Annotated in this window: 27 protein-coding genes; 19 read left to right on the top strand and 8 right to left on the bottom strand. The window is 61.5% G+C overall.

The window, feature by feature from the left end; genetic code table 11:
* Positions 1 to 69: 69 nt before the first annotated feature.
* Positions 70 to 387, top strand: coding sequence for a YqfO family protein (locus KCX70_RS16815; protein WP_021208334.1), 318 nt, complete (start codon positions 70 to 72; stop codon positions 385 to 387).
* Between the two features lie 66 nt (positions 388 to 453).
* Here the strand turns inward: KCX70_RS16815 and KCX70_RS16810 are convergent, their stop codons facing one another.
* The 4 genes from KCX70_RS16810 to KCX70_RS16795 form a co-directional block, all read right to left on the bottom strand.
* The gene (locus KCX70_RS16810; protein ID WP_021208333.1) at positions 454 to 882 is read right to left on the bottom strand and encodes an organic hydroperoxide resistance protein; all 429 of its coding nucleotides are present in this window, start codon (positions 880 to 882) and stop codon (positions 454 to 456) included.
* A gap of 126 nt (positions 883 to 1008) precedes the next feature.
* Positions 1009 to 1458: a MarR family winged helix-turn-helix transcriptional regulator gene (locus KCX70_RS16805; RefSeq protein ID WP_021208332.1), complete on the bottom strand. Its 450-nt coding sequence runs from the start codon at positions 1456 to 1458 to the stop codon at positions 1009 to 1011.
* Positions 1459 to 1532: 74 nt separating this feature from the next.
* Entirely contained in the window at positions 1533 to 2033 is a 501-nt protein-coding gene (locus KCX70_RS16800) for a L,D-transpeptidase family protein (RefSeq protein WP_021208331.1), read from the bottom strand.
* A 26-nt stretch (positions 2034 to 2059) separates the two neighbouring features.
* Positions 2060 to 2614 (bottom strand): NUDIX hydrolase, encoded by a 555-nt coding sequence (locus KCX70_RS16795; protein WP_021208330.1) that lies wholly within the window; start codon positions 2612 to 2614, stop codon positions 2060 to 2062.
* 220 nt (positions 2615 to 2834) lie between these two features.
* Between KCX70_RS16795 and KCX70_RS16790 the strand changes: the two genes are divergently transcribed.
* Genes KCX70_RS16790 through purT form a run of 4 tightly spaced genes read left to right on the top strand, consistent with a single transcriptional unit; the run spans position 2835 to position 5406 of the window.
* Positions 2835 to 3449: a CoA pyrophosphatase gene (locus KCX70_RS16790; RefSeq protein WP_021208329.1), complete on the top strand. Its 615-nt coding sequence runs from the start codon at positions 2835 to 2837 to the stop codon at positions 3447 to 3449.
* A gap of 2 nt (positions 3450 to 3451) precedes the next feature.
* Positions 3452 to 3976: a gamma carbonic anhydrase family protein gene (locus KCX70_RS16785; protein WP_031311041.1), complete on the top strand. Its 525-nt coding sequence runs from the start codon at positions 3452 to 3454 to the stop codon at positions 3974 to 3976.
* Positions 3973 to 4164, top strand: coding sequence for a DUF1289 domain-containing protein (locus KCX70_RS16780; RefSeq protein WP_021208327.1), 192 nt, complete (start codon positions 3973 to 3975; stop codon positions 4162 to 4164). Before KCX70_RS16785 ends, KCX70_RS16780 begins: the two co-directional genes overlap by 4 nt.
* A 60-nt stretch (positions 4165 to 4224) precedes the next feature.
* Positions 4225 to 5406, top strand: coding sequence for a formate-dependent phosphoribosylglycinamide formyltransferase (purT, locus tag KCX70_RS16775; RefSeq protein WP_212618211.1), 1182 nt, complete (start codon positions 4225 to 4227; stop codon positions 5404 to 5406).
* A gap of 24 nt (positions 5407 to 5430) precedes the next feature.
* Here purT and KCX70_RS16770 read toward each other — a convergent pair whose 3' ends face one another.
* Positions 5431 to 6717 (bottom strand): HlyC/CorC family transporter, encoded by a 1287-nt coding sequence (locus KCX70_RS16770; RefSeq protein ID WP_212618210.1) that lies wholly within the window; start codon positions 6715 to 6717, stop codon positions 5431 to 5433.
* 40 nt (positions 6718 to 6757) lie between these two features.
* Positions 6758 to 7558: a cytochrome C assembly family protein gene (locus tag KCX70_RS16765; protein WP_021208324.1), complete on the bottom strand. Its 801-nt coding sequence runs from the start codon at positions 7556 to 7558 to the stop codon at positions 6758 to 6760.
* Positions 7559 to 7787: 229 nt separating this feature from the next.
* On the opposite strand from KCX70_RS16765, the gene ffh reads away from it, so the two are divergent.
* The 10 genes from ffh to thrC all read left to right on the top strand — a co-directional run bounded on the left by ffh (position 7788) and on the right by thrC (position 16747).
* Positions 7788 to 9164, top strand: coding sequence for a signal recognition particle protein (gene ffh / locus KCX70_RS16760; RefSeq protein WP_021208323.1), 1377 nt, complete (start codon positions 7788 to 7790; stop codon positions 9162 to 9164).
* A 165-nt stretch (positions 9165 to 9329) separates the two neighbouring features.
* Positions 9330 to 9581, top strand: coding sequence for a 30S ribosomal protein S16 (gene rpsP, locus KCX70_RS16755; protein ID WP_102853563.1), 252 nt, complete (start codon positions 9330 to 9332; stop codon positions 9579 to 9581).
* A 4-nt stretch (positions 9582 to 9585) separates the two neighbouring features.
* Positions 9586 to 10122 carry a ribosome maturation factor RimM gene (rimM, locus tag KCX70_RS16750; protein ID WP_212618209.1) on the top strand — a complete coding sequence of 179 codons (537 nt, stop codon included), beginning with the start codon at positions 9586 to 9588 and terminating at the stop codon, positions 10120 to 10122.
* Positions 10123 to 10127: 5 nt separating this feature from the next.
* The gene (gene trmD / locus KCX70_RS16745; RefSeq protein WP_102853561.1) at positions 10128 to 10880 is read left to right on the top strand and encodes a tRNA (guanosine(37)-N1)-methyltransferase TrmD; all 753 of its coding nucleotides are present in this window, start codon (positions 10128 to 10130) and stop codon (positions 10878 to 10880) included.
* Positions 10881 to 10923: 43 nt separating this feature from the next.
* Complete coding sequence (gene rplS, locus KCX70_RS16740) at positions 10924 to 11274, top strand: 50S ribosomal protein L19 (protein WP_021208319.1); 351 nt, start codon at positions 10924 to 10926, stop codon at positions 11272 to 11274.
* A gap of 206 nt (positions 11275 to 11480) precedes the next feature.
* The gene (gene xerD, locus KCX70_RS16735) at positions 11481 to 12377 is read left to right on the top strand and encodes a site-specific tyrosine recombinase XerD (protein ID WP_212618208.1); all 897 of its coding nucleotides are present in this window, start codon (positions 11481 to 11483) and stop codon (positions 12375 to 12377) included.
* Positions 12378 to 12497: 120 nt separating this feature from the next.
* Positions 12498 to 13226 carry a DsbC family protein gene (locus KCX70_RS16730; protein WP_212618207.1) on the top strand — a complete coding sequence of 243 codons (729 nt, stop codon included), beginning with the start codon at positions 12498 to 12500 and terminating at the stop codon, positions 13224 to 13226.
* Between the two features lie 108 nt (positions 13227 to 13334).
* The gene (locus KCX70_RS16725) at positions 13335 to 13832 is read left to right on the top strand and encodes a GFA family protein (protein WP_212618206.1); all 498 of its coding nucleotides are present in this window, start codon (positions 13335 to 13337) and stop codon (positions 13830 to 13832) included.
* A gap of 108 nt (positions 13833 to 13940) precedes the next feature.
* Positions 13941 to 15245: a homoserine dehydrogenase gene (locus tag KCX70_RS16720; protein WP_212618205.1), complete on the top strand. Its 1305-nt coding sequence runs from the start codon at positions 13941 to 13943 to the stop codon at positions 15243 to 15245.
* A 92-nt stretch (positions 15246 to 15337) separates the two neighbouring features.
* Positions 15338 to 16747, top strand: coding sequence for a threonine synthase (gene thrC / locus KCX70_RS16715; RefSeq protein WP_212618204.1), 1410 nt, complete (start codon positions 15338 to 15340; stop codon positions 16745 to 16747).
* Positions 16748 to 16942: 195 nt separating this feature from the next.
* Here thrC and rnt read toward each other — a convergent pair whose 3' ends face one another.
* Entirely contained in the window at positions 16943 to 17617 is a 675-nt protein-coding gene (rnt, locus tag KCX70_RS16710; protein WP_212618203.1) for a ribonuclease T, read from the bottom strand.
* Positions 17614 to 18657 carry a dihydroorotase gene (pyrC, locus tag KCX70_RS16705; protein ID WP_212618202.1) on the bottom strand — a complete coding sequence of 348 codons (1044 nt, stop codon included), beginning with the start codon at positions 18655 to 18657 and terminating at the stop codon, positions 17614 to 17616. Before pyrC ends, rnt begins: the two co-directional genes overlap by 4 nt.
* Positions 18658 to 19235: 578 nt before the next feature.
* Here pyrC and KCX70_RS16700 point away from each other — a divergent pair.
* The 4 genes from KCX70_RS16700 (at position 19236) to KCX70_RS16685 (ending at position 24100) form a co-directional block, all read left to right on the top strand.
* Positions 19236 to 19811 carry a fimbrial protein gene (locus KCX70_RS16700; protein ID WP_249121657.1) on the top strand — a complete coding sequence of 192 codons (576 nt, stop codon included), beginning with the start codon at positions 19236 to 19238 and terminating at the stop codon, positions 19809 to 19811.
* A 61-nt stretch (positions 19812 to 19872) separates the two neighbouring features.
* On the top strand, positions 19873 to 20562 hold the full coding sequence (locus KCX70_RS16695; protein ID WP_212618201.1) for a fimbrial biogenesis chaperone: 690 nt from the start codon (positions 19873 to 19875) through the stop codon (positions 20560 to 20562).
* Between the two features lie 17 nt (positions 20563 to 20579).
* Positions 20580 to 23090, top strand: a complete 2511-nt coding sequence (locus KCX70_RS16690) for a fimbria/pilus outer membrane usher protein (protein ID WP_212618200.1) — start codon at positions 20580 to 20582, stop codon at positions 23088 to 23090.
* The gene (locus KCX70_RS16685; protein WP_212618199.1) at positions 23090 to 24100 is read left to right on the top strand and encodes a fimbrial protein; all 1011 of its coding nucleotides are present in this window, start codon (positions 23090 to 23092) and stop codon (positions 24098 to 24100) included. Before KCX70_RS16690 ends, KCX70_RS16685 begins: the two co-directional genes overlap by 1 nt.
* Positions 24101 to 24130 lie beyond the last annotated feature (30 nt).

Here is a 24130-nt window from a genome sequence, read left to right as displayed (position 1 = left end):
CCGGATTCGGCGAGGCGATCGTGTCGACGGGGAAGTGCTCCGCCGAGCGTTTTTTGTGCGGAGAGGTTGATGTACAAGCTGTGTTTCTACGTCCCGGATAGCCACTTGGACGCCGTCAAGCAGGCGGTGTTCGCCGCCGGCGCCGGGCGGATCGGCGCATACGACAGCTGCTGCTGGCAGGTGCTCGGTCACGGGCAGTATCGACCGCTCGAAGGCAGTAGGCCATTTCTCGGGCAGCTTGGTCAGGTGCACTCGGTCTCTGAGTGGAAGGTCGAGTTGGTGGTGGCTGACGAGCTGATTCATGACAGCGTCAAAGCCCTCAAACGTACCCATCCATACGAGACGCCCGCCTTCGAGGTCTGGCGGTTGTCCGACCTGCAGTTCTGAACGGATGCTGCAATGAAGAGCCCGAGTCGCCACAGGCGGCTCGGGTTTTTTTGTTCATGCCGACAATCAGACGCTGACCTTCAAGCGCACATCGATGTTTCCGCGTGTGGCGTTGGAATAGGGGCATACCTGGTGCGCGGCCTCGGTCAGCTGCTCTGCGACTGCTTGATCAAGGCCAGGCAGGCTGACGTTCAGTTGGACTTCGAGGCCAAACCCGCCGGGAATCTGGCCGATGCCGACCTGGCCGGTGATCGATGTATCGGCGGGAAGCTGCTGCTTCTGCTGGCCTGCGACGAACTTGAGCGCACCAATGAAGCAAGCGGAGTAGCCCGCGGCGAACAGTTGCTCGGGGTTGCTGCCATCGCCCCCTTGGCCACCCAGCTCGCGTGGGGTGGACAGCTTGACGTCGAGCATTCCGTCAGATGACACGGCGCGGCCGTCACGGCCTCCGGTAGCAGTGGCGGTGGCGGTATAGAGAGCGGTGATGGTCTGCATGATCGTTCCTCTTGGGGTGTGTGCGCTATAAATTATCGCGCCAATATTTATCGCGCAAGATAAATACAGAAAGCTATCTTGATTCCGTCCGGCTGAGTTGCCGCGAAATGGGTGTCTTGCGTGCGCTCAGCCGCGTTTCAGCAGTGCTTCGCGAAGGGATGCGAGCTGGTCGCGCAGTGCCAGCAGCGCTTCGGGCGACTGCCCGGTGCACTCGAGCATACAGGCGGGAAAGTTGCGGGCCCGTTCTTTCAGGGCGCTTCCGGCTGCCGTGAGATGCAGCTCGACCACCCGCTCGTCGTCGCTTCTCCGGGTGCGATTGATCAGGCCCTCGGCCTCCAGGCGTTTGAGCAGCGGTGTCAGCGAACCGGGCTCGGTCAGCAGGCGGGCGCTGATCTCACCGACGGTCAGCCCGTCGCGCTCCCAGAGCACGAGCATCGCCAGGTATTGCGGGTACGTCAGGCCGAGGCTCTTGAGCAACGGCTTGTAGGCCTTGGTCATTTGCAGGGAGGCGGAGTACAGGGCGAAGCACAGCTGGTTATCCAGCTGTAGCTGCTCGTCTGAGGATGTCGTCGTCATGGGCGGTAGAATGGCGAGGGAATGGTGGCACGTTAACGTGCTGCCTCGCCTGCTGCCAAGCTCGGCGCTGTGGGTCAGGGGCGAATCTCGATCAGCGTACCGTTCTTGACCAGGTTCCAGATTTCACGCATGTCGTCGTTCTTCAGGGCGATGCAGCCCTCGGTCCAGTCGAGGGTGTGGAAGAACCACTCGGGATATTCCTCGTCGACCGGGGTGCCGTGCAGCATGATCATGCTGCCTGGGCGAGTGCCTTCGCGACGGGCACGGGCCAGGTCTTTGGCGTTCGGGTAGGAGATGTGCATCGCCAGATTGTACTTGTCGGACGTCTTGCGCCAGTCGATCCAGTAGAACCCTTCTGGCGTGCGCTTGTCACCCTCGCGTTCCTTGGGGCCCGGTTGCTTGCCCAGCGAGACCCGATAGCTTTTCATGGTCACGCCACGGCTGATGAGATGAAGCTGGCGTTCGGATTTGACCACCAGCACCTTGTCGATGAACGAGTCATCAAGCATGGGCGCGGCGGTAGCATGGGAAAGGGTGGCAAACGTGAAACAACAGATCGCTAACAACCAGCGCATGGAGCTTTTCCTGAATCCTTACGGCATCAGACCTGTCTGCGCGCCACCCGCATTGCTTCGATGGCTTCGTTGCGCACCGGGAAGGTCTGCTGCACCCGGTCGGCGAAAAAGTATTCTAGGGTACGGCCCACGGTCGGAAAAGCCAGCTCGGACCAAGGGATGTCGGCTTGTCGGAACAGTCTGACTTCAAGGCTTTCCTCGCCGGCGCAGAAGCCTTCGTCGACCAGCTCGGCGCGAAAGAACATGTACACCTGGTTGATATGCGGCAGGTCGAACAGGGTGTAAAGCTGCAGGTCCGCGACCCGGGCGCAGGCCTCTTCCAGCGTCTCTCGTTCCGCCGCCTGCTGGACGGTTTCGCCGTTCTCCATGAAGCCGGCTGGCAGGGTCCAGTAGCCGCGTCGCGGTTCGATGGCCCGACGACAAAGCAGGATATGGTCTTGCCAGACCGGCAGGCAGCCAGCAACGATACGTGGATTCTGGTAGTGCACCATGTCGCAGGCGGTGCAGACGAATCGGCTCCGGTTGTCGCCTTCCGGCACACGCTCAATGATCGAGCCGCCACACTGGCTGCAGTATTTCATCTCGCTTCCTTCGGCATGTGAATGATACCGGCCATCGCCATTCGAACGCTGAACTGTCTGTTGGTTGGCACCAGTGTGCCGCGAAAAGTTTGCCGGCGACAGTTGCTGTATCGTTCTGCCGCATTCGGGGCTACCGGCGGCGCCAGGTTTTGGTTTGTCTGTCTTGGGCGCCTGTGTGATTCATGCCATGATGCTCGACAAAGATTGAACGAGACGCTTCATGCTGGACAAGATTCTCCAACGGGTGCGTGACTACTCCCCGCATCTCCTGGAGCCGGAAGGCCGAATGCCGGAGGCGGCGGTGTTGATGCCGATCACCCGCAATGATTCGCCTGAACTGGTGCTGACTCTTCGCGCCAGTGGCCTGTCCACCCATGGCGGTGAAGTGGCCTTTCCCGGCGGCCGGCGCGACCCGGAAGACCGTGACCTGGTGCATACCGCTCTGCGCGAGGCCGAGGAAGAGGTAGGTCTGGTGCCGGCAATGGTCGAGATCGTCGGTCCGCTCAGTAGCCTGGTTTCGCTGCACGGTATTCACGTCACGCCTTTCGTTGGCATCGTCCCGGACTACGTCGAGTACCGCGCCAACGATGCAGAAATCGCCTCGGTGTTTTCCGTGCCGCTGGAATTCTTTTGCCAGGACGTCCGCGAGGTCACCCATCGTATCGATTATCAGGGCGGCGCCTGGTACGTGCCGTCGTACCGGTACGGCGAGTACAAGATCTGGGGCCTGACGGCGATCATGATCGTTGAGCTGGTGAATCTGGTCTATGACGCCGGAATCGAGATGCGCCGTCCTCCTGCTTCCTATATCGATCTGAGCCAGAAGAGGTCATGACCGTGAAATATCGCCTGGGCGATTCCCGAGTTGAATGTCATCCGCAGAGCTGGGTAGCGCCTAATGCCACGCTGGTGGGCAAGATTCGCCTGGAGGCCGGCGCCAGCGTCTGGTTTGGTGCGGTACTGCGCGGCGACAACGAGCTGATCCACATCGGCGAAAACAGCAATGTGCAGGATGGCAGCGTCATGCATACCGACATGGGTCACCCGTTGACGCTGGGTACTGGCGTGACGGTCGGCCACAACGCGATGTTGCACGGCTGCGCGGTCGGCGACTACAGCCTGGTCGGGATCAATGCGGTGATTCTCAACGGCGCGAAGATCGGCAAGCACTGCATCATCGGCGCCAACACGCTGATTGCCGAAGGCAAGGAGATCCCGGATGGCTCGCTGGTGGTGGGCTCGCCCGGCAAGGTCATTCGCGAACTGACCGAGCAGCAGAAAAAGATGCTCGAGGCCAGCGCCGCCCATTATGTGCACAACGCCCAGCGCTACGCGCGTGGCCTGGCGGAGCAGGACGATTGAGCCTGGACGACAAACCGGTCGCCTCGCCTTGCGTCAGCATCTGCGCCCTGGATGAGCACGACCGTTGTACGGGCTGCCAGCGCAGCATCGATGAGATCCGCCGTTGGGGCCGCATGGACAACCGGGAGCGGCGTCAGGTGCTCCAGCGTTGTCACGAGCGGGCCCGTTCGAGCGGGCTGCTCTTTTAAGGCTGACGTGCGAGATATCGGCACGGGAATTTCTTTACTGTCTGCGTTACGAGGAATGACATGCCCCGAATAGGTACGCCGCTTTCGGCCAGCGCTACACGTGTGCTGCTCTGTGGCTCTGGTGAGCTCGGCAAAGAGCTGGTCATAGAGCTGCAACGTCTGGGTGTGGAGGTCATAGCCGTTGACCGCTACGCCAACGCGCCGGCGATGCAGGTGGCCCATCGGCACCATGTCATCGACATGCTCGACGGCGCCGCGTTGCGCGCGGTCATCGAACAGGAAAAACCGCATTTCATCGTGCCCGAAATCGAGGCGATTGCCACCGCGACGCTGGTGGAGCTGGAGGGCGAGGGCTACACCGTCATTCCGAACGCGCGCGCCGCGCAACTGACCATGAATCGCGAGGGCATTCGCCGCCTGGCTGCCGAAGAGCTGGGACTGCCGACCTCGCCTTACCGCTTCGCCGATTCGTTGGAAGAGTGCCGCTCGGCTGTCGCCGCGCTGGGGTTTCCCTGCCTGATCAAACCTGTCATGAGCTCGTCAGGCAAAGGCCAGTCGGTGCTGCGTGGCGAGGCCGATGTCCTTGGTGCGTGGGAGTACGCACAGGCTGGCGGGCGGGCCGGGAAGGGGCGGGTGATCGTCGAGGGATTCATCGATTTCGATTACGAAATCACCCTGCTGACCGTTCGCCATTCATCTGGAACGACCTTCTGCGAGCCGGTCGGGCATCGACAGGAAAAAGGCGATTACCAGGAATCCTGGCAACCCCAGCCAATGACGCCCGGCGCGATGGCGGAGGCCGAGCGCATCGCCCTGGCCGTAACGGAAGGGCTGGGAGGGCGCGGCATCTTCGGTGTCGAACTGTTCATCAAGGGCGACAAGGTCTGGTTCTGTGAGGTTTCGCCCAGGCCGCACGATACCGGTCTGGTGACCCTGATTTCCCAGGATCTCTCCGAGTTCGCCCTGCATGCGCGGGCTATCCTCGGGCTGCCGATTCCGGCGATTCGGCAGTTCGGCCCGTCCGCCTCGGCGGTGGTGTTGGTGCAGGGTGAATCCGAACAGGTGAGCTTCGGTCACCTGGCCGAGGCGCTGGCCGAACCGGACACGGCATTGCGGCTGTTCGGCAAACCGGGCGTCAGCGGTCAGCGGCGCATGGGTGTTGCGCTGGCGCGCGATAGCTCGATCGAGGCCGCGCGTGCCAAGGCGCTACGGGCGGCTGCGGCAATCGATACAAGGCTATAGCGACCGGGTCGTGGGCGGCGCGCTTCAAGGCGCGTCGTCGGCTGGCTTCTGACTGTCCGCGACCACCCAGGCGCGCACGCTTTTGACGCGATTGTCCGCCGCTTGCAGGATTTCCAGCCGGTACTGATTGATCTGCAGGCAGATGCCGCTGTCCGGAATGTGTTCGAGCGCCTCGGTGATCAGCCCGTTCAGGGTCTTGGGGCCATTGCAGGGCAGCTGCCAGCCAAGCGCCCGGTTGACTTCGCGAAGGTAGGCCGCGCCGTCGATCACCAGCGTGCCGTCTTCCTGCGGGTGTATGTCGGGGCTGCGCAAGGCGTCCTGATTGCTGAACTCACCAACGATCTCTTCGAGGATGTCTTCCAGGGTAACGATTCCGAGAACATCGCCATATTCGTCGACGACGATACCGATGCGGCGTTTCTGTTTCTGGAAGTTCACCAGCTGGGTGGAAAGCGGCGTGTTTTCGGGGATGAAGTAGGGTTCGTTGCAGGCTTCCAGCAAGCTGTCCCGGGTCAGCTGATCATGGCTGAGCAGGCGGGCGATCTGGCGCATGTGCACGATGCCTTCGATCTGATTGATGTCCTTGCGAAACACTGGAAGGCGCGTATGCGGCGTCGTGCGCAGCTGCGTCACGATGGTCTCCAGGTCGTCTTCCAGATCGATGCCGGCAACCTCGTTGCGCGGAATCATGATGTCATCGACCGTGACTCTTTCAAGATCGAGGATGCCGAGCAGCATGCTTTGGCGATTCATTGGCATGTCGCTGCCCGACTCATGTACCACGCTGCGCAGCTCTTCGGTGGAAAGGCTGTCGTTGCCTTTATTGGAGAGGTCGATGCCGAGCAGCTTGAGCAGGCCGTTGCTGATCCAGTTAAGCAGAGCCACCAGCGGATACAGCACTCGCTGCAGCAACAGCAGAGGAAGGCTGACCGGGTAGGCGATCGCTTCGGGGCGTAAAGCGGCAAGCGTCTTGGGGGTTATCTCGCCAAAGATCAGCAGGATGATGGTCAGGCCGATGGTGGCGACGGCGATGCCGGCTTCGCCCCAGAATTTGATTGCCAGAACCGTGGCGATCGACGAGGCGAGGATGTTGACGAAGTTGTTGCCGACCAGAATGGTGCCCAGCAGTCGGTCCGGCCGCTCGAGCAACGCACTCGCTCGCTTTGCGCCCCGGTGCCCTTCCTTGGCGCGGTGACGCAGGCGATAGCGGTTCAGGCTGAGCATCCCGGTTTCGGAGCTGGAAAAGAATGCCGAGCACAAAAGCAGGAAAACCAGCATGCCGACCAGGAAGCCGGGGTGTAGATGTTCCACTTGGTATTCCTAGGGTCCGTTGATGTTTCGTCGCGCGCAGTTAGATGTGCAGGATGAATTCGCGGACAAGCTTGCTGCCGAAATAGGCCAACATCAGTAGACAGAAGCCTGCCAGCGTCCAGCGGATGGCCTTGTAACCGCGCCAGCCAAGCTGATGTCGCCCCCACAGCAGCAGACCAAAGACCACCCAGGCGATCACCGAGAGCAGCGTCTTGTGCACGAGATGCTGAGCGAACAGGTTCTCCAGGAACAGCCAGCCGGAGATCAGAGAAGCCGACAGCAGCAGCCAGCCGGCAAGCAGAAAGCCGAACAGCAGGCTTTCCATGGTTTGCAGCGGCGGGAAGTTCTTGATCAGGCCGGAGGGGTGCTTGTGCTTGAGATGATGGTCCTGCAACAGCAGCAGCAGCGACTGGAAAACGGCGATGGTAAGCATCCCGTAAGCCAGTATGGAAAACAGGATATGCGCCAGAATGCCCGGTTCTTCGGCAATGGCCGGTGCTGTACCGGAGGGCGCGAACTGAGCGAAAAGTACCGTCAGACAGCCGAGCGGAAAGAGCAGCAGCAGAAGGTTTTCAACCGGCATGCGGTACAAGGCGAGCAGGATCAGCAGGATGACGGCCGCGGCGATCAGGCTCGAGGCCGTGAAGAAATCCAGATGCAGGCCGCTGGGCGACAGCAGCTGAATGAACAGGCTCACCCCGTGCGCCAGTAGGGCCAGCGCGCCCAGCGCGAGAAGCAGGCGTTTGTCCGGCACGGTGCGTTGCGCCAGGCGCAGGCCCTGGTATCCGGTGACGCCTGCGTAAAGGCAAGCGGCGGCTAGGCTCGGTAGCAGAGGGTGCATAGGTCTGTTAGCAGGCTCGAAAGGCGCTGAGTGTGGCACAAACCCTGGGCGCACAAAAGTGCGTGAATGGCGCAGGCGGCTGGGTGCGCTCGGCGTGCGGGCCGCCTGTGCGTCTGTCTTCCGGGCCGGTCGGGGCGTCGCGATGAAAAGCCTCGACAGCGGGGTACCGGCGCAGGGGTCGCAGCTTCTATAATCGGCCCCTTAACCACATCCAGCGTGGACACGGCACATGTTTGAAAACCTTACCGATCGCCTTTCCCAGACGCTTCGCCATGTCACCGGCAAGGCCAAGCTGACCGAGGACAACATCAAGGACACCCTGCGCGAAGTGCGGATGGCGCTACTCGAGGCCGACGTTGCGTTGCCCGTGGTCAAGGACTTCGTTGCCAGGGTCAAGGACAGGGCGGTTGGCACCGAGGTGTCCAAGAGCCTGACGCCGGGGCAGGCATTCGTGAAGATCGTACGCGCCGAGCTCGAAGAGCTGATGGGCGCGGCCAACGAGGATCTTGCCCTCAGTGTGGTGCCTCCTGCCGTGGTGCTGATGGCCGGTCTGCAGGGCGCGGGCAAGACCACGACCGTCGGCAAGCTCGCCCGCTTCCTCAAGGAGCGCAAGAAAAAGTCGGTGCTGGTGGTCTCCGCGGACGTCTACCGCCCGGCGGCGATCAAACAGCTGGAAACGCTGGCTGCCGAAGTAGGGGTGACGTTCTTCCCGTCCGACGTCAGCCAGAAGCCGGTCGAGATCGCTCAGGCGGCGATTCGCGAGGCCAAGCTCAAATACATCGACGTGGTGCTGGTCGACACGGCCGGACGTCTGGCCATCGACGCCGAGATGATGGCCGAGATCCAGGCCGTGCATGCCGCGATCAACCCGGCCGAGACGCTCTTCGTGGTCGACGCCATGACCGGTCAGGATGCGGCCAATACGGCCAAGGCCTTCGGTGAAGCCTTGCCGCTGACCGGTGTAGTGCTGACCAAGGTCGACGGCGATGCGCGTGGCGGGGCCGCGCTGTCGGTCCGTCACATCACCGGCAAGCCGATCAAATTCCTCGGCATGGGCGAGAAGAGCGACGCACTCGAGCCGTTTCATCCCGACCGAATCGCCTCGCGCATCCTCGGCATGGGTGATGTGCTCAGCCTGATCGAGCAGGCCGAGCAGACCATGGATCGGGAGAAGGCCGAGAAGCTCACCAAGAAGCTGAAGAAAGGCAAGGGCTTTGATCTGGAGGATTTCCGTGATCAGCTTCAGCAAATGAAGAACATGGGTGGGCTCGGCGGCCTGATGGACAAGCTGCCTTCGATCGGTGGCGTGAATCTGTCGCAAATGGGCAATGCGCAGGGCGCGGCCGAGAAGCAGTTCAAGCAGATGGAGGCCATCATCAACTCGATGACGCCCGTCGAGCGGCGTAATCCTGACATCATCAGCGGCTCTCGTAAGCGGCGTATTGCCATGGGCTCCGGTACCCAGGTTCAGGACATCGGCCGGCTGATCAAGCAGCATAAACAGATGCAGAAGATGATGAAGAAGGTCAGCGGCAAAGGCGGCATGGCCAAGATGATGCGCGGCATGGGCGGGATGTTCCCCGGCGGTGGGATGCCCAAGTTCTGATTTTCGGGCCCTTGGCGAGGCCCTTCGATCGGGCCCCGCGGGGGCCTGCCTTTGTTTTTGAAAAAGCCATTTGCAAAAGTCCGGATAATCCTTAGAATATGCGGCCTTTCGGGCCTTGGGCCCTGCATTCAGATTTGCTGTACCGACTACAGGAACGATGTTCACATGGTAACTATTCGTCTCGCCCGTGGCGGCTCCAAGAAGCGCCCTTTCTACCACCTGACCGTGACCAACAGCCGCAACCCGCGCGATGGTCGCTTCGTTGAGCGTATCGGCTTCTTCAATCCGGTCGCCTCGGGTGCGGAAGTGAAGCTCTCTGTAAACCAGGAGCGTGCTGCTTACTGGCTGAGCCAGGGCGCACAGCCGTCTGAGCGTGTTGCTCAGCTGCTGAAGGAAGCTGCCAAGGCTGCTGCCTAAGTATATGAACGCGACGTCAGCTCCGGCCGAAGACCTTATCGTCATCGGCAAGATCGTTTCGGTGCATGGCGTGCGTGGCGACGTAAAGGTCTATTCCTTTACCGACCCGATCGAAAATCTGCTGGATTATCGACGCTGGACGCTCAGGCGAGGCGACGAGATCAAGCAGGTCGAGCTGATCAAGGGGCGCCTCCAGGGCAAGATTCTGGTGGCTACGCTCAATGGGCTGACAGATCGTGAAGTGGCGCGTACATATGCCGACTTCGAGATCTGCATACCGCGTAGCGAACTGCCTGCATTGACCGGCGAAGAGTATTACTGGTTCCAGCTTCAGGGCCTGACGGTCATCAATCAGCTCGGGCAGGTGCTTGGGCGGGTGGATCACCTGCTTGAGACCGGAGCCAACGATGTCCTTGTGGTGAAGCCGTTTGACGGCAGTCTGGACGATCGTGAACGTTTGCTGCCTTACACCGACCCCTGTGTGTTGAAGGTCGATCTGGATGCGGGCGAGATGCGCGTCGAATGGGATGCGGACTTCTGAGCGACATGTCGAGCTTTCGTGTCGAGGTCATCAGTCTGTTCCCGGACATGTTCGCTGCCATCAGTAACTACGGGATCACCAGTCGCGCTGTGAAGCAGGGGCTGCTCCAGCTGCGATGCTGGAATCCTCGCAGCTACACGGATGATCGACACCAGACGGTGGACGACCGGCCCTTCGGCGGTGGTCCCGGTATGGTGATGAAGATCAAGCCGCTCGAGCTTGCCTTGGCCGACGCCAGGCAGGCCGCGGGTGACAAGGCGAAGGTGATTTACCTGTCGCCCCAGGGGCGTCAGCTGAAACAGGCCGATGTCCGTGGTATGGCGCAGGAAGAGGGGCTAATCCTCATTGCCGGCCGCTATGAAGGTATCGACGAGCGCTTCATCGAAGCGTATGTCGACGAGGAATGGTCGATCGGCGACTACGTGCTGTCCGGCGGTGAGCTGCCGGCCATGGTGCTGATCGATGCGGTGACCCGCTTGCTCCCCGGAGCGCTGGGTCATGCTGATTCCGCCGAGGAGGACTCGTTTACCGACGGCCTGCTCGACTGTCCGCACTACACGCGACCGGAGGTGTATGCGGATAAGCGTGTTCCTGAGGTGCTGCTTAGTGGCAATCATGAACACATCCGGCGCTGGCGCTTGCAGCAGTCCCTCGGAAGGACCTGGGAGCGCCGCGCTGATCTTCTGGATAGCCGCTCGCTATCTGGAGAAGAACAAAAGCTGCTGAAGGAATACATCCGTCAGCGGGACGATAGTTAACGTATCGATGGCACGCCATGACGGCCTGCCTTAGGAGCACAGCATGACCAACAAGATTATCCAGGCGCTCGAAGCCGAGCAGATGACCAAAGAACTGCCTCCGTTCGCCCCTGGTGACACCGTAGTTGTCCAGGTGAAGGTGAAGGAAGGCGAGCGTGAGCGTCTTCAGGCCTTCGAAGGTGTCGTGATCGGCAAGCGCAACCGCGGCCTGAACAGCGCCTTCACCGTTCGCAAGATTTCCAACGGTGTTGGTGTCGAGCGTACTTTCCAGTACTACAGCCCGATGGTCGACAGCCTCAGCGTCAAGCGTCGTGGTGACGTCCGCAAAGCCAAGCTGTACTACCTCCGCGCGCTGTCCGGCAAGGCAGCCCGCATCAAGGAAAAGCTTTCCTGAGAAGCGATCCTTGCAGAAAAAGCCCCGCCTCGTGCGGGGCTTTTTTTTTGGATATTGTTCCGTCCTGAAGGTCTACGGCTTCGTCCGGCTTATCTGGAGGTGCAGCGGATGGCAGAGGATGCCCGTCGCGATGTCATGCGGCAGGCGCTGGATCAGCAGCTGCCGCCTGTGGAACACTTGCGCGTTTGTTGTTGCGATGAATCGCCATGCCAGCACTTGATGATCCAGTTATCGATCGCTTTCTCGATGCCCTCTGGCTTGAAAAGGGCCTTTCGGACAACACTCGCGAGGCGTACCGCAGTGACCTTGCGCTGTTCAATGGTTGGCTGGACGAGCGCGGCGCACGGCTGGCCGACGCGGGGCGTGAGTTAATCCTCGATCATCTCGCCTGGCGGCTGCAGAGCGGCTACAAGGCACGGTCCACGGCTCGGCTGCTGTCTGGCTTGCGCGGCTTCTATCGTTTCCTGCTGCGTGAGGGGGGGATTTCGGTCGATCCGACATTGCGGGTCGACCTGCCACTGCTCGGGCGGCCGTTGCCCAAAGCCTTGTCCGAGGCAGACGTGGAGGCGCTGCTGGCCGCCCCCGACGTTGGCGACCCGCTCGGACTTCGCGATCGTGCCATGCTGGAAGTGCTATATGCCTGCGGGCTTCGGGTAACCGAATTGGTCAGCCTGACCCTCGAGCAGATCAATCCGCGGCAGGCCGTGCTGCGTACCTTCGGCAAGGGCAACAAGGAGCGACTGGTGCCGCTGGGCGAGGAGGCCATGCATTGGTTGAAGCGCTATCTGCGCGACGGGCGAGATGCGTTGCTCGCGGGCAAGGCCAGCGATGTGGTGTTTCCCAGTCGCCGTGGCGACTTGATGACGCGTCAGACCTTCTGGCACCGAATCAAGCTGCATGCCAGGCAGGCCGGGATAAGCGCCCCGATATCGCCGCATACGCTGCGCCATGCCTTCGCCACACACTTGCTCAACCACGGTGCGGACCTTCGCACCGTGCAAATGCTGCTGGGGCACAGCGACCTCTCGACCACACAGATCTACACCCATATCGCCCGCGCGCGGTTGCAGGCGCTGCATGCCGAGCATCACCCTCGCGGATGATCGAGCGTTGCGGGTTGCGCGGCAGCCCACAAAGTCGACGAGCGAATCTCGTCGCCAGGCGCCGCACCATGGCGGCTATGGTAATCTGCGCCTTCCCGATCGAAGTCGCCCGGAGACTCCATGCGCGTGATTCGTTTATTTGCTGCCGCGACCCTTGGCGTCGTCAGCACCGTTGCTCTGGCTGCAGACGCCGACAAGGCCATTCGTGATTCGCTGCAGTCCATCCAGCCCGATATGCCTATCGAGGCAATCGCGGAAAGCCCCATGGATGGCGTCTATCAAGTTCAGCTCAAGGGCGGGCGCCAGCTCTACGCAAGCGCCGACGGGCAGTTCGTGATCCAGGGATATATGTTCCAGTTCAAGGACGGCCAGGCCGTTAACCTGACGGAGCAGGCGCAGAGTCGTTCGGTCGCCAAGCTGATCGATGCCGTGCCGACCAGCGACATGGTGGTCTTCGCGCCAGAGAAGCCCAAGACCCACATTACGGTTTTCACCGATACCGATTGCGGCTACTGCCAGAAACTGCACAGCGAAGTGCCTGAGCTGAATCGCTTGGGCATCGAGGTTCGCTACATGGCGTTCCCCCGTCAGGGCATGGGCAGCCACGGTGCCAATACGCTTGCCAGTGTCTGGTGCTCAAAGGATCGTCAGGCCGCGATGAACAAGGCCAAGGCGCGCGAAGAAGTGCCGGTCGTTCAATGCGATAACCCGGTTGCTGCCCAGTATGCAATGGGTCAGCAGATCGGTGTGCAGGGTACGCCAGCGATCATCCTGGCCGATGGTCAGGTCATTCCCGGTTATCAGCCCGCACCCCAGCTTGCCGAGCTTGCTCTGAAAGCCAGCAAGTAAGCCGCACCGCGGCGCCTTCGCTCATGGAGGTGCCGCCGCGAGTGTCACTCGCTGAACTGTTCCTTCGCTCGTGTTCAAAGCCTGAAGGCATACCGAGGAGGTGCGAACATGAAGCTCGAAGGTTCCTGTCACTGCAAGGCCGTCCGTTTTTCGCTCGAGTCGCTCGAGCCATACCCGTTCATGCGCTGCTATTGCTCGATCTGCCGCAAGACGGCTGGGGGCGGCGGCTATGCGATCAACTTGGGTGGCGATCATCGGACGCTGCGCGTCGAAGGGCGAGAATACCTGACTGTCTACCGGGCCAGGATGGTCGATACGCAAACCGGCGAAACCCGTGTCAGCGATGGCCAGCGGCATTTCTGCAAGCTTTGCGGTAGTGCCCTCTGGTTGTGGGATCCCAACTGGCCAGACCTGGTCCATACGCACGCGTCGGCTATCGACAGCGAACTGCCGAGCCCTCCCGAATCCGTGCACATCATGCTTGCGTCGAAGGCCGCATGGGTGCAACCGCAGGTGGAGCCGGAAGACCGCTGCTTCGATGGCTATCCCGACGAATCGCTCGCCCAATGGCATCAGCGCTTGGGGTTGCAGGAGAAGTCTGACTAGCGCGCTTTCCCGTGCGGTCGATTTGACTAAATCCTGCGCGCTTCGTAATGTGCGACTCTTTTGTTCGGCCGCTGTGCAGGGTCGTTCGCTGGCAATGGGGAGTGCAGCTTGAAACCGGTGAAAGTGGGCATCTGTGGGCTGGGAACCGTCGGTAGCGGTACCTTCAATGTGCTCGAGCGCAACGCTGCGGAAATCGCCCGCCGCGCCGGGCGTGGGATCGAAGTCGCGCAGATTGCGGCTCGCCATGCAAACCCAAGGTGCAACACCGGTAACACCCCGATTACCGCCGATATTTTCGAGGTCGCGAACAATCCCGAGATCGACATCGTCGTCGAGTTGATCGGTGGCTACACATTGGCCCGTGAACTGGTCCTCACCGCCATCGAAAACGGCAAACACGTGGTCACCGCCAACAAGGCGCTGATCGCCGTGCATGGTAATGAGATCTTCGCCAAGGCCCGCGAAAAGGGCGTCATCGTCGCGTTCGAAGCGTCGGTGGCTGGTGGCATTCCGGTTATCAAGGCGATCCGTGAAGGTTTGGCGGGCAACCAGATCAACTGGCTGGCCGGCATCATCAACGGTACGGGCAACTTCATCCTCACCGAGATGCGCGAAAAGGGCCGTACTTTCGAGGACGTGCTCCAGGAGGCGCAGGCGCTCGGCTATGCCGAGGCCGATCCGACCTTCGACGTCGAGGGTATCGACGCCGCGCACAAGCTGACCATTCTGGCGTCCATCGCGTTCGGCATACCGCTGCAGTTCGATAAGGCCTACACCGAAGGCATTTCCCGCCTGACCACCGCCGACGTCAACTATGCCGAGGCGTTGGGCTATCGCATCAAGCACCTGGGTGTCGCACGCAGCACCGATGCCGGCATCGAACTGCGCGTCCATCCCACGCTGATCCCGGCCGATCGCCTGATCGCCAACGTCAACGGTGTGATGAATGCCGTCATGGTCAACGGCGATGCGGTCGGTTCGACCCTGTATTACGGCGCCGGTGCCGGCATGGAGCCGACGGCTTCGGCGGTCGTAGCGGATCTGGTCGACGTGGCGCGCGCGCTGACGACCGACCCGAACAACCGAGTCCCCCACCTGGCGTTCCAGCCCGATTCGCTTTCTGCTCATCCGATCCTGCCGATCGGCGCCTGTGAAAGTGCGTACTACCTGCGCATCCAGGCCAAGGATCATCCAGGCGTGTTGGCCCAGGTCGCGACCATCCTGTCCGAGCGTGGTATCAACATCGAGTCGATCATGCAGAAGGAGGCGGAGGTCCAGGATGGCCTGGTGCCGGTCATTCTCGTCACCCATAGGGTGATCGAGCAACGCATCGACGATGCGATCGCCGCGCTGGAGTCGCTCTCCGACGTCGTGGGTAGCGTGGTGCGGATCCGCGTGGAACAGCTCAATTAATCGGGCTGCAGGCTACGGGCTGCAGGCCGCAGGCGAAGTTGCCTGAAGCCTCGGAGCCTGAGGCCTGAAGCCAAAACCGAAGGTTTTGAAACATGCGCTATATCAGCACCCGTGGCCAGGCGCCAACCCTGAATTTCGAAGACGTGCTGCTCGCCGGCCTGGCCAGCGATGGCGGCCTCTACGTGCCGGAGAACCTGCCCCGCTTCACCGTCGAGGAAATTGCCTCCTGGGCGGGTTTGCCGTATCACGAGCTGGCGTTCAAGGTCATGCGACCTTTCGTTGCCGGCAGCATTCCAGATGCCGATTTCAAGCAGATTCTGGAAGAGACCTACGGTGTGTTCGCGCACAGTGCTGTGGCGCCGCTGCGCCAGCTGAACGGCAACGAGTGGGTGCTGGAGTTGTTCCACGGCCCGACCCTGGCGTTCAAGGATTTCGCTCTGCAACTGCTTGGCCGCCTGCTCGACTACGTGCTGGCCAAGCGCGGCGAGCGTGTGGTGATCATCGGTGCGACCTCTGGCGATACCGGCTCGGCGGCGATCGAAGGCTGCCGTCGCTGCGAGAACGTCGACATCTTCATCCTGCACCCGCACAACCGCGTATCGGAGGTGCAGCGCCGGCAGATGACCACCATCCTCGGCGAAAACATTCACAACATCGCCATTGAAGGCAACTTCGACGACTGCCAGGAGATGGTCAAGGATAGCTTCGCCGACCAGTGTTTCCTCAAGGGGACCCGTCTGGTGGCGGTGAACTCTATCAACTGGGCGCGGATCATGGCCCAGATCGTCTACTACTTCCATGCGGCGCTGCAGTTGGGCGGCCCGGCGCGCTCGGTGGCTTTCTCGGTGCCGACCGGCAACTTCGGCGATATCTTCGCAGGCTATCTGGCTCGCAACATGGGGCTGCCGATCAGCCAGCTGGTGGTGGCGACCAATCGCAACGACATCCTGCACCGCTTCATGAGCGGCAACCGCTATGACAAGGATACGTTGCATCCGTCGCTGTCGCCCTCGATGGACATCATGGTGTCGTCCAACTTCGAGCGTCTGCTGTTTGACCTGCACGGCCGTAACGGCGCCGCGGTGGCCGATCTGATGAGCGCCTTCAAGGCCAGCGGCAAGCTGTCGGTGGAAGAGGAGCACTGGACCGAGGCGAGAAAGCTGTTCGACTCGCTAGCCGTGGATGACGAGCAGACCTGCAAGACCATCGCCGAGGTCTTCGCCGCCACCGGCGAATTGCTCGACCCGCACACGGCGATCGGTGTCCATGCTGCGCGCGAGTGCCGTCGTAGCCTGGCAACGCCGATGGTGACGCTGGCCACCGCGCATCCGGTGAAATTCCCCGATGCAGTACAGAAGGCGGGCGTTGGCAAGGCACTGGAGCTCCCTGCGCATCTGGCCGATCTGTTCCAGCGGCCTGAGCGTTGCACCGTGCTGGCTAACGATCTGAAGGCCATGCAGGCCTTCGTCAGCGGCCATGGCAATCGCGGCAAGCCGCTGTAAAGCTAGAGACGAGAGAAAGCGCTTGAGGCTGGAGGCCAGACGAAGAGCTGGCAGACCGGCCTCGTTTCCTTCGGTTCGCGCTCGCGTAAGAAAAAATTCAAGCTTTGCCCGTTTTACGCAACGCGCTGATGGCATCCGCCGAATCGCCTTTCGTCTGGCCTCCAGCCTCAAGCGCCGTTGTCGGGTTTATATCTGTTACACATCGAACTCTTCCCAGCCGCCCATCTCTTTCCAGCGATTGACGATGCCGCAGAACAGCTCGGCGGTTTTCTCGGTGTCGTAACGAGCCGAATGGGCTTCGCGTCCGTCGAAGTCGATGCCTGCCGCCTGGCAGGCTTTGGCCAGGACGGTCTGGCCATAGGCGAGGCCGGCCAGGGTCGCTGTATCGAAGCTGGAGAACGGGTGGAACGGGTTACGCTTGATATCGCAGCGCGCGATAGCGGCGTTGAGGAAGCCCAGATCGAAGCTGCTGTTGTGCCCGACCAGGATGGCGCGCTTGCAGCCTGCCGATTTCACAGCCTTACGTACGCTGCGGATGATTTCGTTCAATGCCTGCGATTCGGGCACGGCCATGCGCAGCGGGTGATCCAGCTTGATGCCGGTGAATTCCAGCGCCGCCGCTTCGATGTTGGCACCGGCGAACGGCTCGACCCGGAAAAAAAGCGTTTCCTGCGGGTAGAGCAGCCCCTGCTCGTCCATTCCAATGGTGACGGCAGCGATTTCCAGCAGCGCATCGGTCGCGCAATTGAAGCCGCCACACTCGACGTCCACGACCACCGGCAGGAAACCGCGGAAACGTCTTGCCATGGGCGAGCGTGGTTTGCCCGGGAGGTTGCCTTCGAGTTCGTCGTCGAATTGCTCGTCACTCATGTGCGTGTCTCCAGCCGCCATTGCAGGGTCTCGCCGGCGCGCAGGGGGACCACGTTGTGCTCGCCGAATGGCAAGTGGGTCGGCACGCTCCAGGATTCCCTGACCAATGTGATCTGCTCGGTGTTGCGCGGCAGGCCATAGAAGTCGGCGCCGAAGTGGCTGGCGAAAGCCTCCAGCTTATCCAGAGCCTGGCGCTGCTCGAAGGCCTCGGCATAGAGCTCGATCGCGGCGAAGGCCGTATAGCAGCCGGCACAGCCGCAGGCGTTCTCCTTGGCGTGCTGCGCATGCGGCGCGGAGTCGGTGCCGAGGAAGAACTTGGGGCTGCCGCTGGTGGCAGCGTCGAGCAATGCTTCCTGATGAACGTTGCGCTTGAGGATCGGCAGGCAGAAGAAGTGCGGACGAATACCGCCGACCAGCATGTGGTTGCGGTTGTAGAGCAGGTGATGCGCCGTGATCGTTGCGCCCACGTTACTGCCAGCCGCCTCGACAAACTGCACCGCATCGCGAGTGGTGATGTGTTCGAAAACCACTTTCAGGGTCGGAAAACGTTCGGTTACCCGGCTCAGCTGTTCGTCGATGAAATACTTCTCGCGATCGAAGATGTCGATTTCGGCACGGGTTACCTCGCCGTGCACCAACAGCGGCAGGCCGACTTCGGCCATCGCTTCGAGCACCGGGAAAATATTGTCGATGCGGGTCACGCCAGACGCGGAATTGGTGGTTGCACCGGCGGGATACAGCTTGGCCGCATAGACATAGCCGCTGGCCTTGGCTGCGCGCACGTCCTCTGGCTGCGTGCCGTCGGTGAGATAGAGCACCATCAGCGGTTCGAACGCGTTTCTGGCTGGCCGGGCAGCGAGAATACGCTGACGATAAGCGTCCGCTTCCGCGGCGTTGCGTACCGGCGGAACCAGGTTGGGCATGATGATCGCACGGGCGAACTGGCGCGCTGCGTCCGCCACGGTGTGTGGCAATGCGGCGCCGTCACGCAGGTGAATATGCCAGTCGTCGGGGCGCAGTAGGGTCAGTCGGTCGGACATTGCGGGTTTCCAGGCGGGTAAAACGTGCGGGAATGCTACCGGAAAAGCACCATGGCGGCACGCACAGGTGCATCGCTGTTCGGTCCCCGGCATCGCAGGGACGTCGTCCCGCTTATTTCATTCGTCCGCGCTTTCTCGTATGAGAGAGCATCGCTCGAAGCTCCGGGCGGGACGGCAGATTGATAGGCGACGGGCGGTAGGAGGAGATGCTTGGTTGTGTGGCTATATGCCACTATCATCGCCGCCCCGTTTCCATGGTGCTTGCCGACCGCTTGTCAGTCTGGATGAAGGTTCTCGCGGGCATGCCGATATTCATTTAGCACTGACACGCAGATGCGCTGCTTAGAGCAAGCGGGCGTCCGGCGATGCTGCCTGGGTATCGGTCCGTTTTGTTGCTTTCGCAACATCCGACTGCCAGCAAGTGCAGGCATAACGCCCTTTGTAAGCGAAATTTCATCCTCTGCGTTCTCTGCGCCCTGGCGCTACGCCCTTCCTGGCCACCGCAGGGAGGATGTGCGTCCCTGATCAGTCATCGAAGATGCAGGGACTGCGAATGCCCAAGAGCTGCAGCGTGTGGGATGAATAATAAAAAAGCAGTGAGATCCAGAAAGATGTTCAAAACTATAACGACGTTACCTACCGTTTTTGCAGCTTGTGCCTTGCTTACCTTGCCGACGGCCGTGCACGCGGCCGATGGGGAAGTCCAAATAACCGGCATGATTACTGCGAATACCTGCGTAGTTACCTCCGGCACCGCAGGCCTACACACCGTAACCTTGCCCACCGTGATGGCCAATACTTTGAATCAAGCCGGAAAAACCGCCGGCCGCACGCCATTCACAGTGGAGTTGGCCAGTTGCTCTCCCGATTCAGGTGATGTTGCCCTCTATTTCGAGCCCGGCGCCAATACCGATATGGCGACTGGCCGGCTCAACAATACCGGTGCCGCTACGGGTGTTCAGGTCGGCCTGTTGAACAGCTCCATGGTCCCGATCGGACTCAATCAGCCCAGCGCTGCCGCGCAGAACTCACAGACCGTTTCGATCGTCAGCGGCAGCGCCAGCTTGAGTTATTTCGCCGAATATTACGCGACCGGAGCCGCCGGGCCTGGGACCGTGAACACCAGTACGTTCTTCTCGGTCGTTTATCCCTGACGAACGAGTGGGCATTCTTCGGATGTCCACACGTCATCGCGTTCGCCGGAGAATCCAGGTCATGTCGCGGTTTATCCTTTGCGTGTTGTTGTGCTGGGCGATATCCGCGGCGCAGGCGAGCGTGATCATCGGTGGTACGCGCGTCATCTATCCCGCTGACCAGCGCCAGGTCAGCGTCGAGCTGGTCAACAAAGGCGATTCTCCGGTGCTGGTCCAAAGTTGGGTCGACGAAGGCGATGGCCAGTCCGACCCGCAACTGCAGCCTGCCCCGTTCGTCATCATTCCGCCCTTGGTTCGGATGGAACCGCAAAGGACCCAGGCGCTGCGAATCATGTTCACCGGGGCCGACCTGCCGCACGATCGGGAGAGCCTGTTCTGGCTCAACGTGCTGGAAGTACCACCACGGCCGGATTCAGGGTCGGCGGCCGAGAATTATCTGCAGTTCGCAGTGCGTTCGCGCATCAAGCTGTTCTATCGCCCGCCTGGGCTGCAGCCTGACAGCCAGTCGGAAGCCGCCGGGAAATTGGTCTGGCGCCGCGATGGCGCCTGGCTCGTCGTGCGCAACCCAAGCCCTTACCACATCACGCTGATCGAGGCTCGGATTGGCACGCAAGCGTTGCCGGTGACGATGTTGGCCCCTTTTGCCAGCGAGCGTATGGCGATACCTCCCGGTGCCGAGGGCGAAATTTCATACAGCCACCTGAACGATTACGGTGGTCGCGAAGCGCTTAAGACCGACCTGAGCGAGTGATGCCTTGGATGTGCGCAATGCAAACAGGAGCGCGTTGCTGGCTTGGCCTGGCGTTACTGCTCTTCGGTGCGCAGGCGGTCGCCAAGGAGGTCCAGTTCAATCAGGCCTTGCTGCTGCCGGGGCTGGCGACGCGCGATTTGACGCGCTATGCAACGGGTAACCCGCTCTTCGCCGGTGACTATCCCAGCGATATCTATGTCAACGATTCACTCGTGCAGCGGGAAACGGTGCGCATGCGGGACGTCACCGGGCCCGGCAGTGCCGCCCCTTGCATGAGCAGGGAATTGCTGGAACTGGCCCGCATCGACCCTGAGCACGTTGCCCTACCGCCTCACGAGTTGGGCGATCCTGACGCTTGCATCCGGATCGAGCAAATCAGCGCGCAACTACAATGGCAGTACGACGTGTCGAACCTGGCGCTGTACCTGACCGTTCCTCAGAGCCTGCAGATAAGCAGACCCAGAGACTGGATCGATCCGTCGCGATGGGATGCAGGCGAGGCGGTGGCCTGGGTGGACTACGCCGCCAATAGCTACTGGAACGAGAGCGACAGCGGTGACTATCGGAGCCATTACCTGGGTACCCAGATGGGTGCCAATGTCGGCGCCTGGCGGCTGCGCCACCAAGCCAATTTCCAGAGCAACCCGCAGCAGCGTCAATGGCAGAGCATCGCCAGTTATGCCTATCGTGCCCTGCCGCAGTGGCATTCCTCGCTGTCGCTGGGGCAACGCTGGACCGGGGGTGAGTTCTTCGATGCCTTCGGTTACGTGGGCGGTTCGCTGAGCAGCGACCCGCGGATGCTGGCCGAGAGCCAGCGCGGATTCGCGCCCATGGTTCGAGGTGTCGCCAGGACCCATGCCAGGGTGGAGATCCGACAGAACGGCACGCTGCTATACGAGGAGAACGTCGCGCCGGGCAACTTTCTCATCGACGATCTCTATTCGACGGGCTATGCCGGGGACCTGCAGGTGACCATCCATGAATCGGACGGGAGCACCCAGACGTTTAGGGTTCCTTATTCATCGGTACCGGGGCTGATCCGCGAAGGCCAGACGTTCTATTCGCTCACCGCCGGCAAGGTGGATGAGGAACTCGCCAGTGAGTCGCCGAGTTTCACGCTGCTTACCTTGCAGCACGGCTTGAGCAGTCTGGTGACCGGATATGGCGGGCTGCTCCAGAGCGAGGACTATCAGGCGCTTCTGCTCGGCTCGGCCTGGAATGCTCCGCAGGGGGCGATCTCCTTCGACTGGACCCGCAGCCGCTTCGCTGGAGTTGAAGGGCGTTCGGAGGGTGACCGCTACCGTCTAGGTTGGTCGCGAAGGGTGGGCGAGACGTTCGTCTCGGCCACCCTGACCCGTCATTCCAGCCCGGACTACTACGGCGTTCGCGAGGCGCTATCGCCATTCGAGCACGGCTCGCTGGACCTGGCTGGCCCTTTGCGTCTGCGCCAGCGGGCGGATCTGAGTTTAAGCCTGCCGCTGTATGACGGCAGCCTGTATCTGCTGGGGAGCCGCCAGTGGTTCTGGGACGCAGAAGACCGCCAGACCACTTACCAACTCGGTTACAGCGACCGCTGGAAGTCGGTGGGTTACCAGCTTTCCGTGCAGCGTATGGATGGCGGTCTAGCCAACAAAGACACGGTCCTCGGACTGACCTTGAACATGCCTCTCGGTCGGAAGGCTTCGCTGGGAGCTGGACACCTGTCCATGCAGATGAGCCAAGGCAGGGGCGGCGAGAGGCAGCTCAACAGCGTGCTCAGTGGAATCGCCGGCGATGACTCGCAATACATCTACAGCGTGATGGCCAGCCATCGGGACCGGCCGGATGCCGATGGCCTCGGCGCCCTTGGGGTCAATCTCGGCTATCGGGCGGCCGTTGCCGATTACGATGTCGGCCTCAGCCAGGACAACCAGCATCAGCGGCAGATGACCCTCGGCGCCAAGGGGGCCATGGTCGCGCACGCCGGTGGCGTGGAATGGGTTCCCGCGTTGGGTGATACTTTCGCCATCATCAAGGCACCGAATGCGACAGGAGCCAAGGTGGCAGGGTGGCGCGGGTTGCAGGTCAGCGAGGACGGCTATGCCATCGTTCCGTATCTGACACCCTACCAGGCAAACCGGGTGGGGCTGGATACGAATGGGTTGGATGACGATGTGGAGCTCACGGAAACCGCGCAGTGGCTGGTTCCCGATGCCGGCGCGGCGGTATCGGCGTTCTTCGTTGCCCTTAAAGGCTACTCGATCCTGCTGGACGCCAGGTGGGATGGCAAAGCGGCCCCCTTCGGCGCCGACGTGTTCGACGAAAAGGGCGTCAGGGTCGGAGTCGTCGGTCAGGCGGGCCAGCTCTACGCGCGTGTCTCCAGCCCTGACGGCGTGTTGTCGGTACGCTGGGGCGCCGACGCTAACAGCCGTTGCCACATTCCTTACCGTCTTGGGGCGGAGCAAGAGGGGCTGATCCACTTGCCTGGGCGACATGTGTGTGAGGGCAGGGCACCTTCCCCTGCAGCCGATACGGAGGAGTCCCGGTGATGAACAAGATCCTGCTTGTCGTGCTTCTGGGATGGGGGCTGCAATCGATCGCCTGGGCCGAATGCAACTGGAGCGACGGCCTGTCTGGCCCAACGACCTATCAGGTGCAGACGCCCGCCAACTACACGATGAACGTGACCTACGCGGCCGTCGGGCAGCGCGTATGGGACGTCGGCGGGGCGGATGGAGCGCCTTCATGGAAAACCTCGTGCAGCGGCACCGAACAAGCCGGGTACAACAACATGCTGGGTTCGCCCACGCCGGTATTGTCGGGGGAGCAGGGGCCCATCTATGAGTTCGCCCAGATCCCTGGACTGGGCTACAGCCTGAGCAACACCCAGGCCTATGACCCGCCCAATTACTACCGGCCCTATGGCTCGTTGAACGCCCCGGCTGGGCAGTATTATTTCGATGCCGGGCGTAAACAGAGGGTCGACTTCTGGAAGACGGGAGGTCTGCAGGCCGGTCGCTACTGCATCGCTGCCGGAACCCGCATGGGCTCGGTGCGCTTCGGCAGCCTCGACGTGATCGACGTGGTGCTGGTCAGCGGTTTGTGCCTCGATGTGGTGGCGCCTACCTGTACGGTACAGACCGATTCGGTGCAAATAACCGTACCGCTCGGCAATCGTCCGGTAACCAGCTTCACCGGGGTGGGCAGCGTGGGTCCGACCGTTCCTTTCTCCATACGCCTCGGTGCCTGCAGCAACGTAAGCCAGGTGACCATCCAGTTCAACGCCGTGGCCGATGCCGACTATCCCTCGGCAGCTGCCGCAGGGGTTCTCTCCACGGCCGGGTCACCGAGCCCTGCCGCAACTGGGGTGGGCATCCAATTGATCGATGCCCGAACCTCATCGCCCATGGTCTTACTGCAGCCCAAGGTGATGTGGAATGGCTCCGCCGGTACCACTTCCATCGCTCTGCCGTTCGGCGCTCGCTACATCCAGACCCGATCTGTCGTGACGCCCGGCAATGCCCACGGCTCGGCGCAATTCGTTCTGTCCTATCAGTGAAGCCGTTGCTTCCTGCGGGCTCGCCGGACG

Origin of the sequence: Stutzerimonas stutzeri (genome assembly GCF_018138085.1) — a bacterium.
GTDB lineage: Bacteria > Pseudomonadota > Gammaproteobacteria > Pseudomonadales > Pseudomonadaceae > Stutzerimonas > Stutzerimonas stutzeri_AI.
The sequence above is the reverse complement of the archived record's forward strand: the minus strand, read 5'-3'. Positions and strand labels throughout refer to the sequence as shown.

Excerpts from the sequence above, each read along its gene's own strand:
- KCX70_RS16690 (WP_212618200.1), top strand. The coding sequence starts at position 20,580 with ATGCAAACAGGAGCGCGTTGCTGGCTTGGCCTGGCGTTACTGCTCTTC.
- KCX70_RS16805 (WP_021208332.1), bottom strand. The coding sequence starts at position 1,458 with ATGACGACGACATCCTCAGACGAGCAGCTACAGCTGGATAACCAGCTG.
- thrC (WP_212618204.1), top strand. The coding sequence starts at position 15,338 with ATGCGCTATATCAGCACCCGTGGCCAGGCGCCAACCCTGAATTTCGAA.
- trmD (WP_102853561.1), top strand. The coding sequence starts at position 10,128 with ATGTCGAGCTTTCGTGTCGAGGTCATCAGTCTGTTCCCGGACATGTTC.
- KCX70_RS16725 (WP_212618206.1), top strand. The coding sequence starts at position 13,335 with ATGAAGCTCGAAGGTTCCTGTCACTGCAAGGCCGTCCGTTTTTCGCTC.
- KCX70_RS16815 (WP_021208334.1), top strand. The coding sequence starts at position 70 with ATGTACAAGCTGTGTTTCTACGTCCCGGATAGCCACTTGGACGCCGTC.
- KCX70_RS16765 (WP_021208324.1), bottom strand. The coding sequence starts at position 7,558 with ATGCACCCTCTGCTACCGAGCCTAGCCGCCGCTTGCCTTTACGCAGGC.
- KCX70_RS16730 (WP_212618207.1), top strand. The coding sequence starts at position 12,498 with ATGCGCGTGATTCGTTTATTTGCTGCCGCGACCCTTGGCGTCGTCAGC.
- KCX70_RS16790 (WP_021208329.1), top strand. The coding sequence starts at position 2,835 with ATGCTGGACAAGATTCTCCAACGGGTGCGTGACTACTCCCCGCATCTC.
- KCX70_RS16695 (WP_212618201.1), top strand. The coding sequence starts at position 19,873 with ATGTCGCGGTTTATCCTTTGCGTGTTGTTGTGCTGGGCGATATCCGCG.
- KCX70_RS16795 (WP_021208330.1), bottom strand. The coding sequence starts at position 2,614 with ATGAAATACTGCAGCCAGTGTGGCGGCTCGATCATTGAGCGTGTGCCG.
- xerD (WP_212618208.1), top strand. The coding sequence starts at position 11,481 with ATGCCAGCACTTGATGATCCAGTTATCGATCGCTTTCTCGATGCCCTC.
- ffh (WP_021208323.1), top strand. The coding sequence starts at position 7,788 with ATGTTTGAAAACCTTACCGATCGCCTTTCCCAGACGCTTCGCCATGTC.
- rpsP (WP_102853563.1), top strand. The coding sequence starts at position 9,330 with ATGGTAACTATTCGTCTCGCCCGTGGCGGCTCCAAGAAGCGCCCTTTC.
- KCX70_RS16800 (WP_021208331.1), bottom strand. The coding sequence starts at position 2,033 with ATGCGCTGGTTGTTAGCGATCTGTTGTTTCACGTTTGCCACCCTTTCC.
- rplS (WP_021208319.1), top strand. The coding sequence starts at position 10,924 with ATGACCAACAAGATTATCCAGGCGCTCGAAGCCGAGCAGATGACCAAA.
- rimM (WP_212618209.1), top strand. The coding sequence starts at position 9,586 with ATGAACGCGACGTCAGCTCCGGCCGAAGACCTTATCGTCATCGGCAAG.
- KCX70_RS16810 (WP_021208333.1), bottom strand. The coding sequence starts at position 882 with ATGCAGACCATCACCGCTCTCTATACCGCCACCGCCACTGCTACCGGA.
- pyrC (WP_212618202.1), bottom strand. The coding sequence starts at position 18,657 with ATGTCCGACCGACTGACCCTACTGCGCCCCGACGACTGGCATATTCAC.
- KCX70_RS16700 (WP_249121657.1), top strand. The coding sequence starts at position 19,236 with ATGAATAATAAAAAAGCAGTGAGATCCAGAAAGATGTTCAAAACTATA.
- KCX70_RS16685 (WP_212618199.1), top strand. The coding sequence starts at position 23,090 with ATGAACAAGATCCTGCTTGTCGTGCTTCTGGGATGGGGGCTGCAATCG.
- rnt (WP_212618203.1), bottom strand. The coding sequence starts at position 17,617 with ATGAGTGACGAGCAATTCGACGACGAACTCGAAGGCAACCTCCCGGGC.
- purT (WP_212618211.1), top strand. The coding sequence starts at position 4,225 with ATGCCCCGAATAGGTACGCCGCTTTCGGCCAGCGCTACACGTGTGCTG.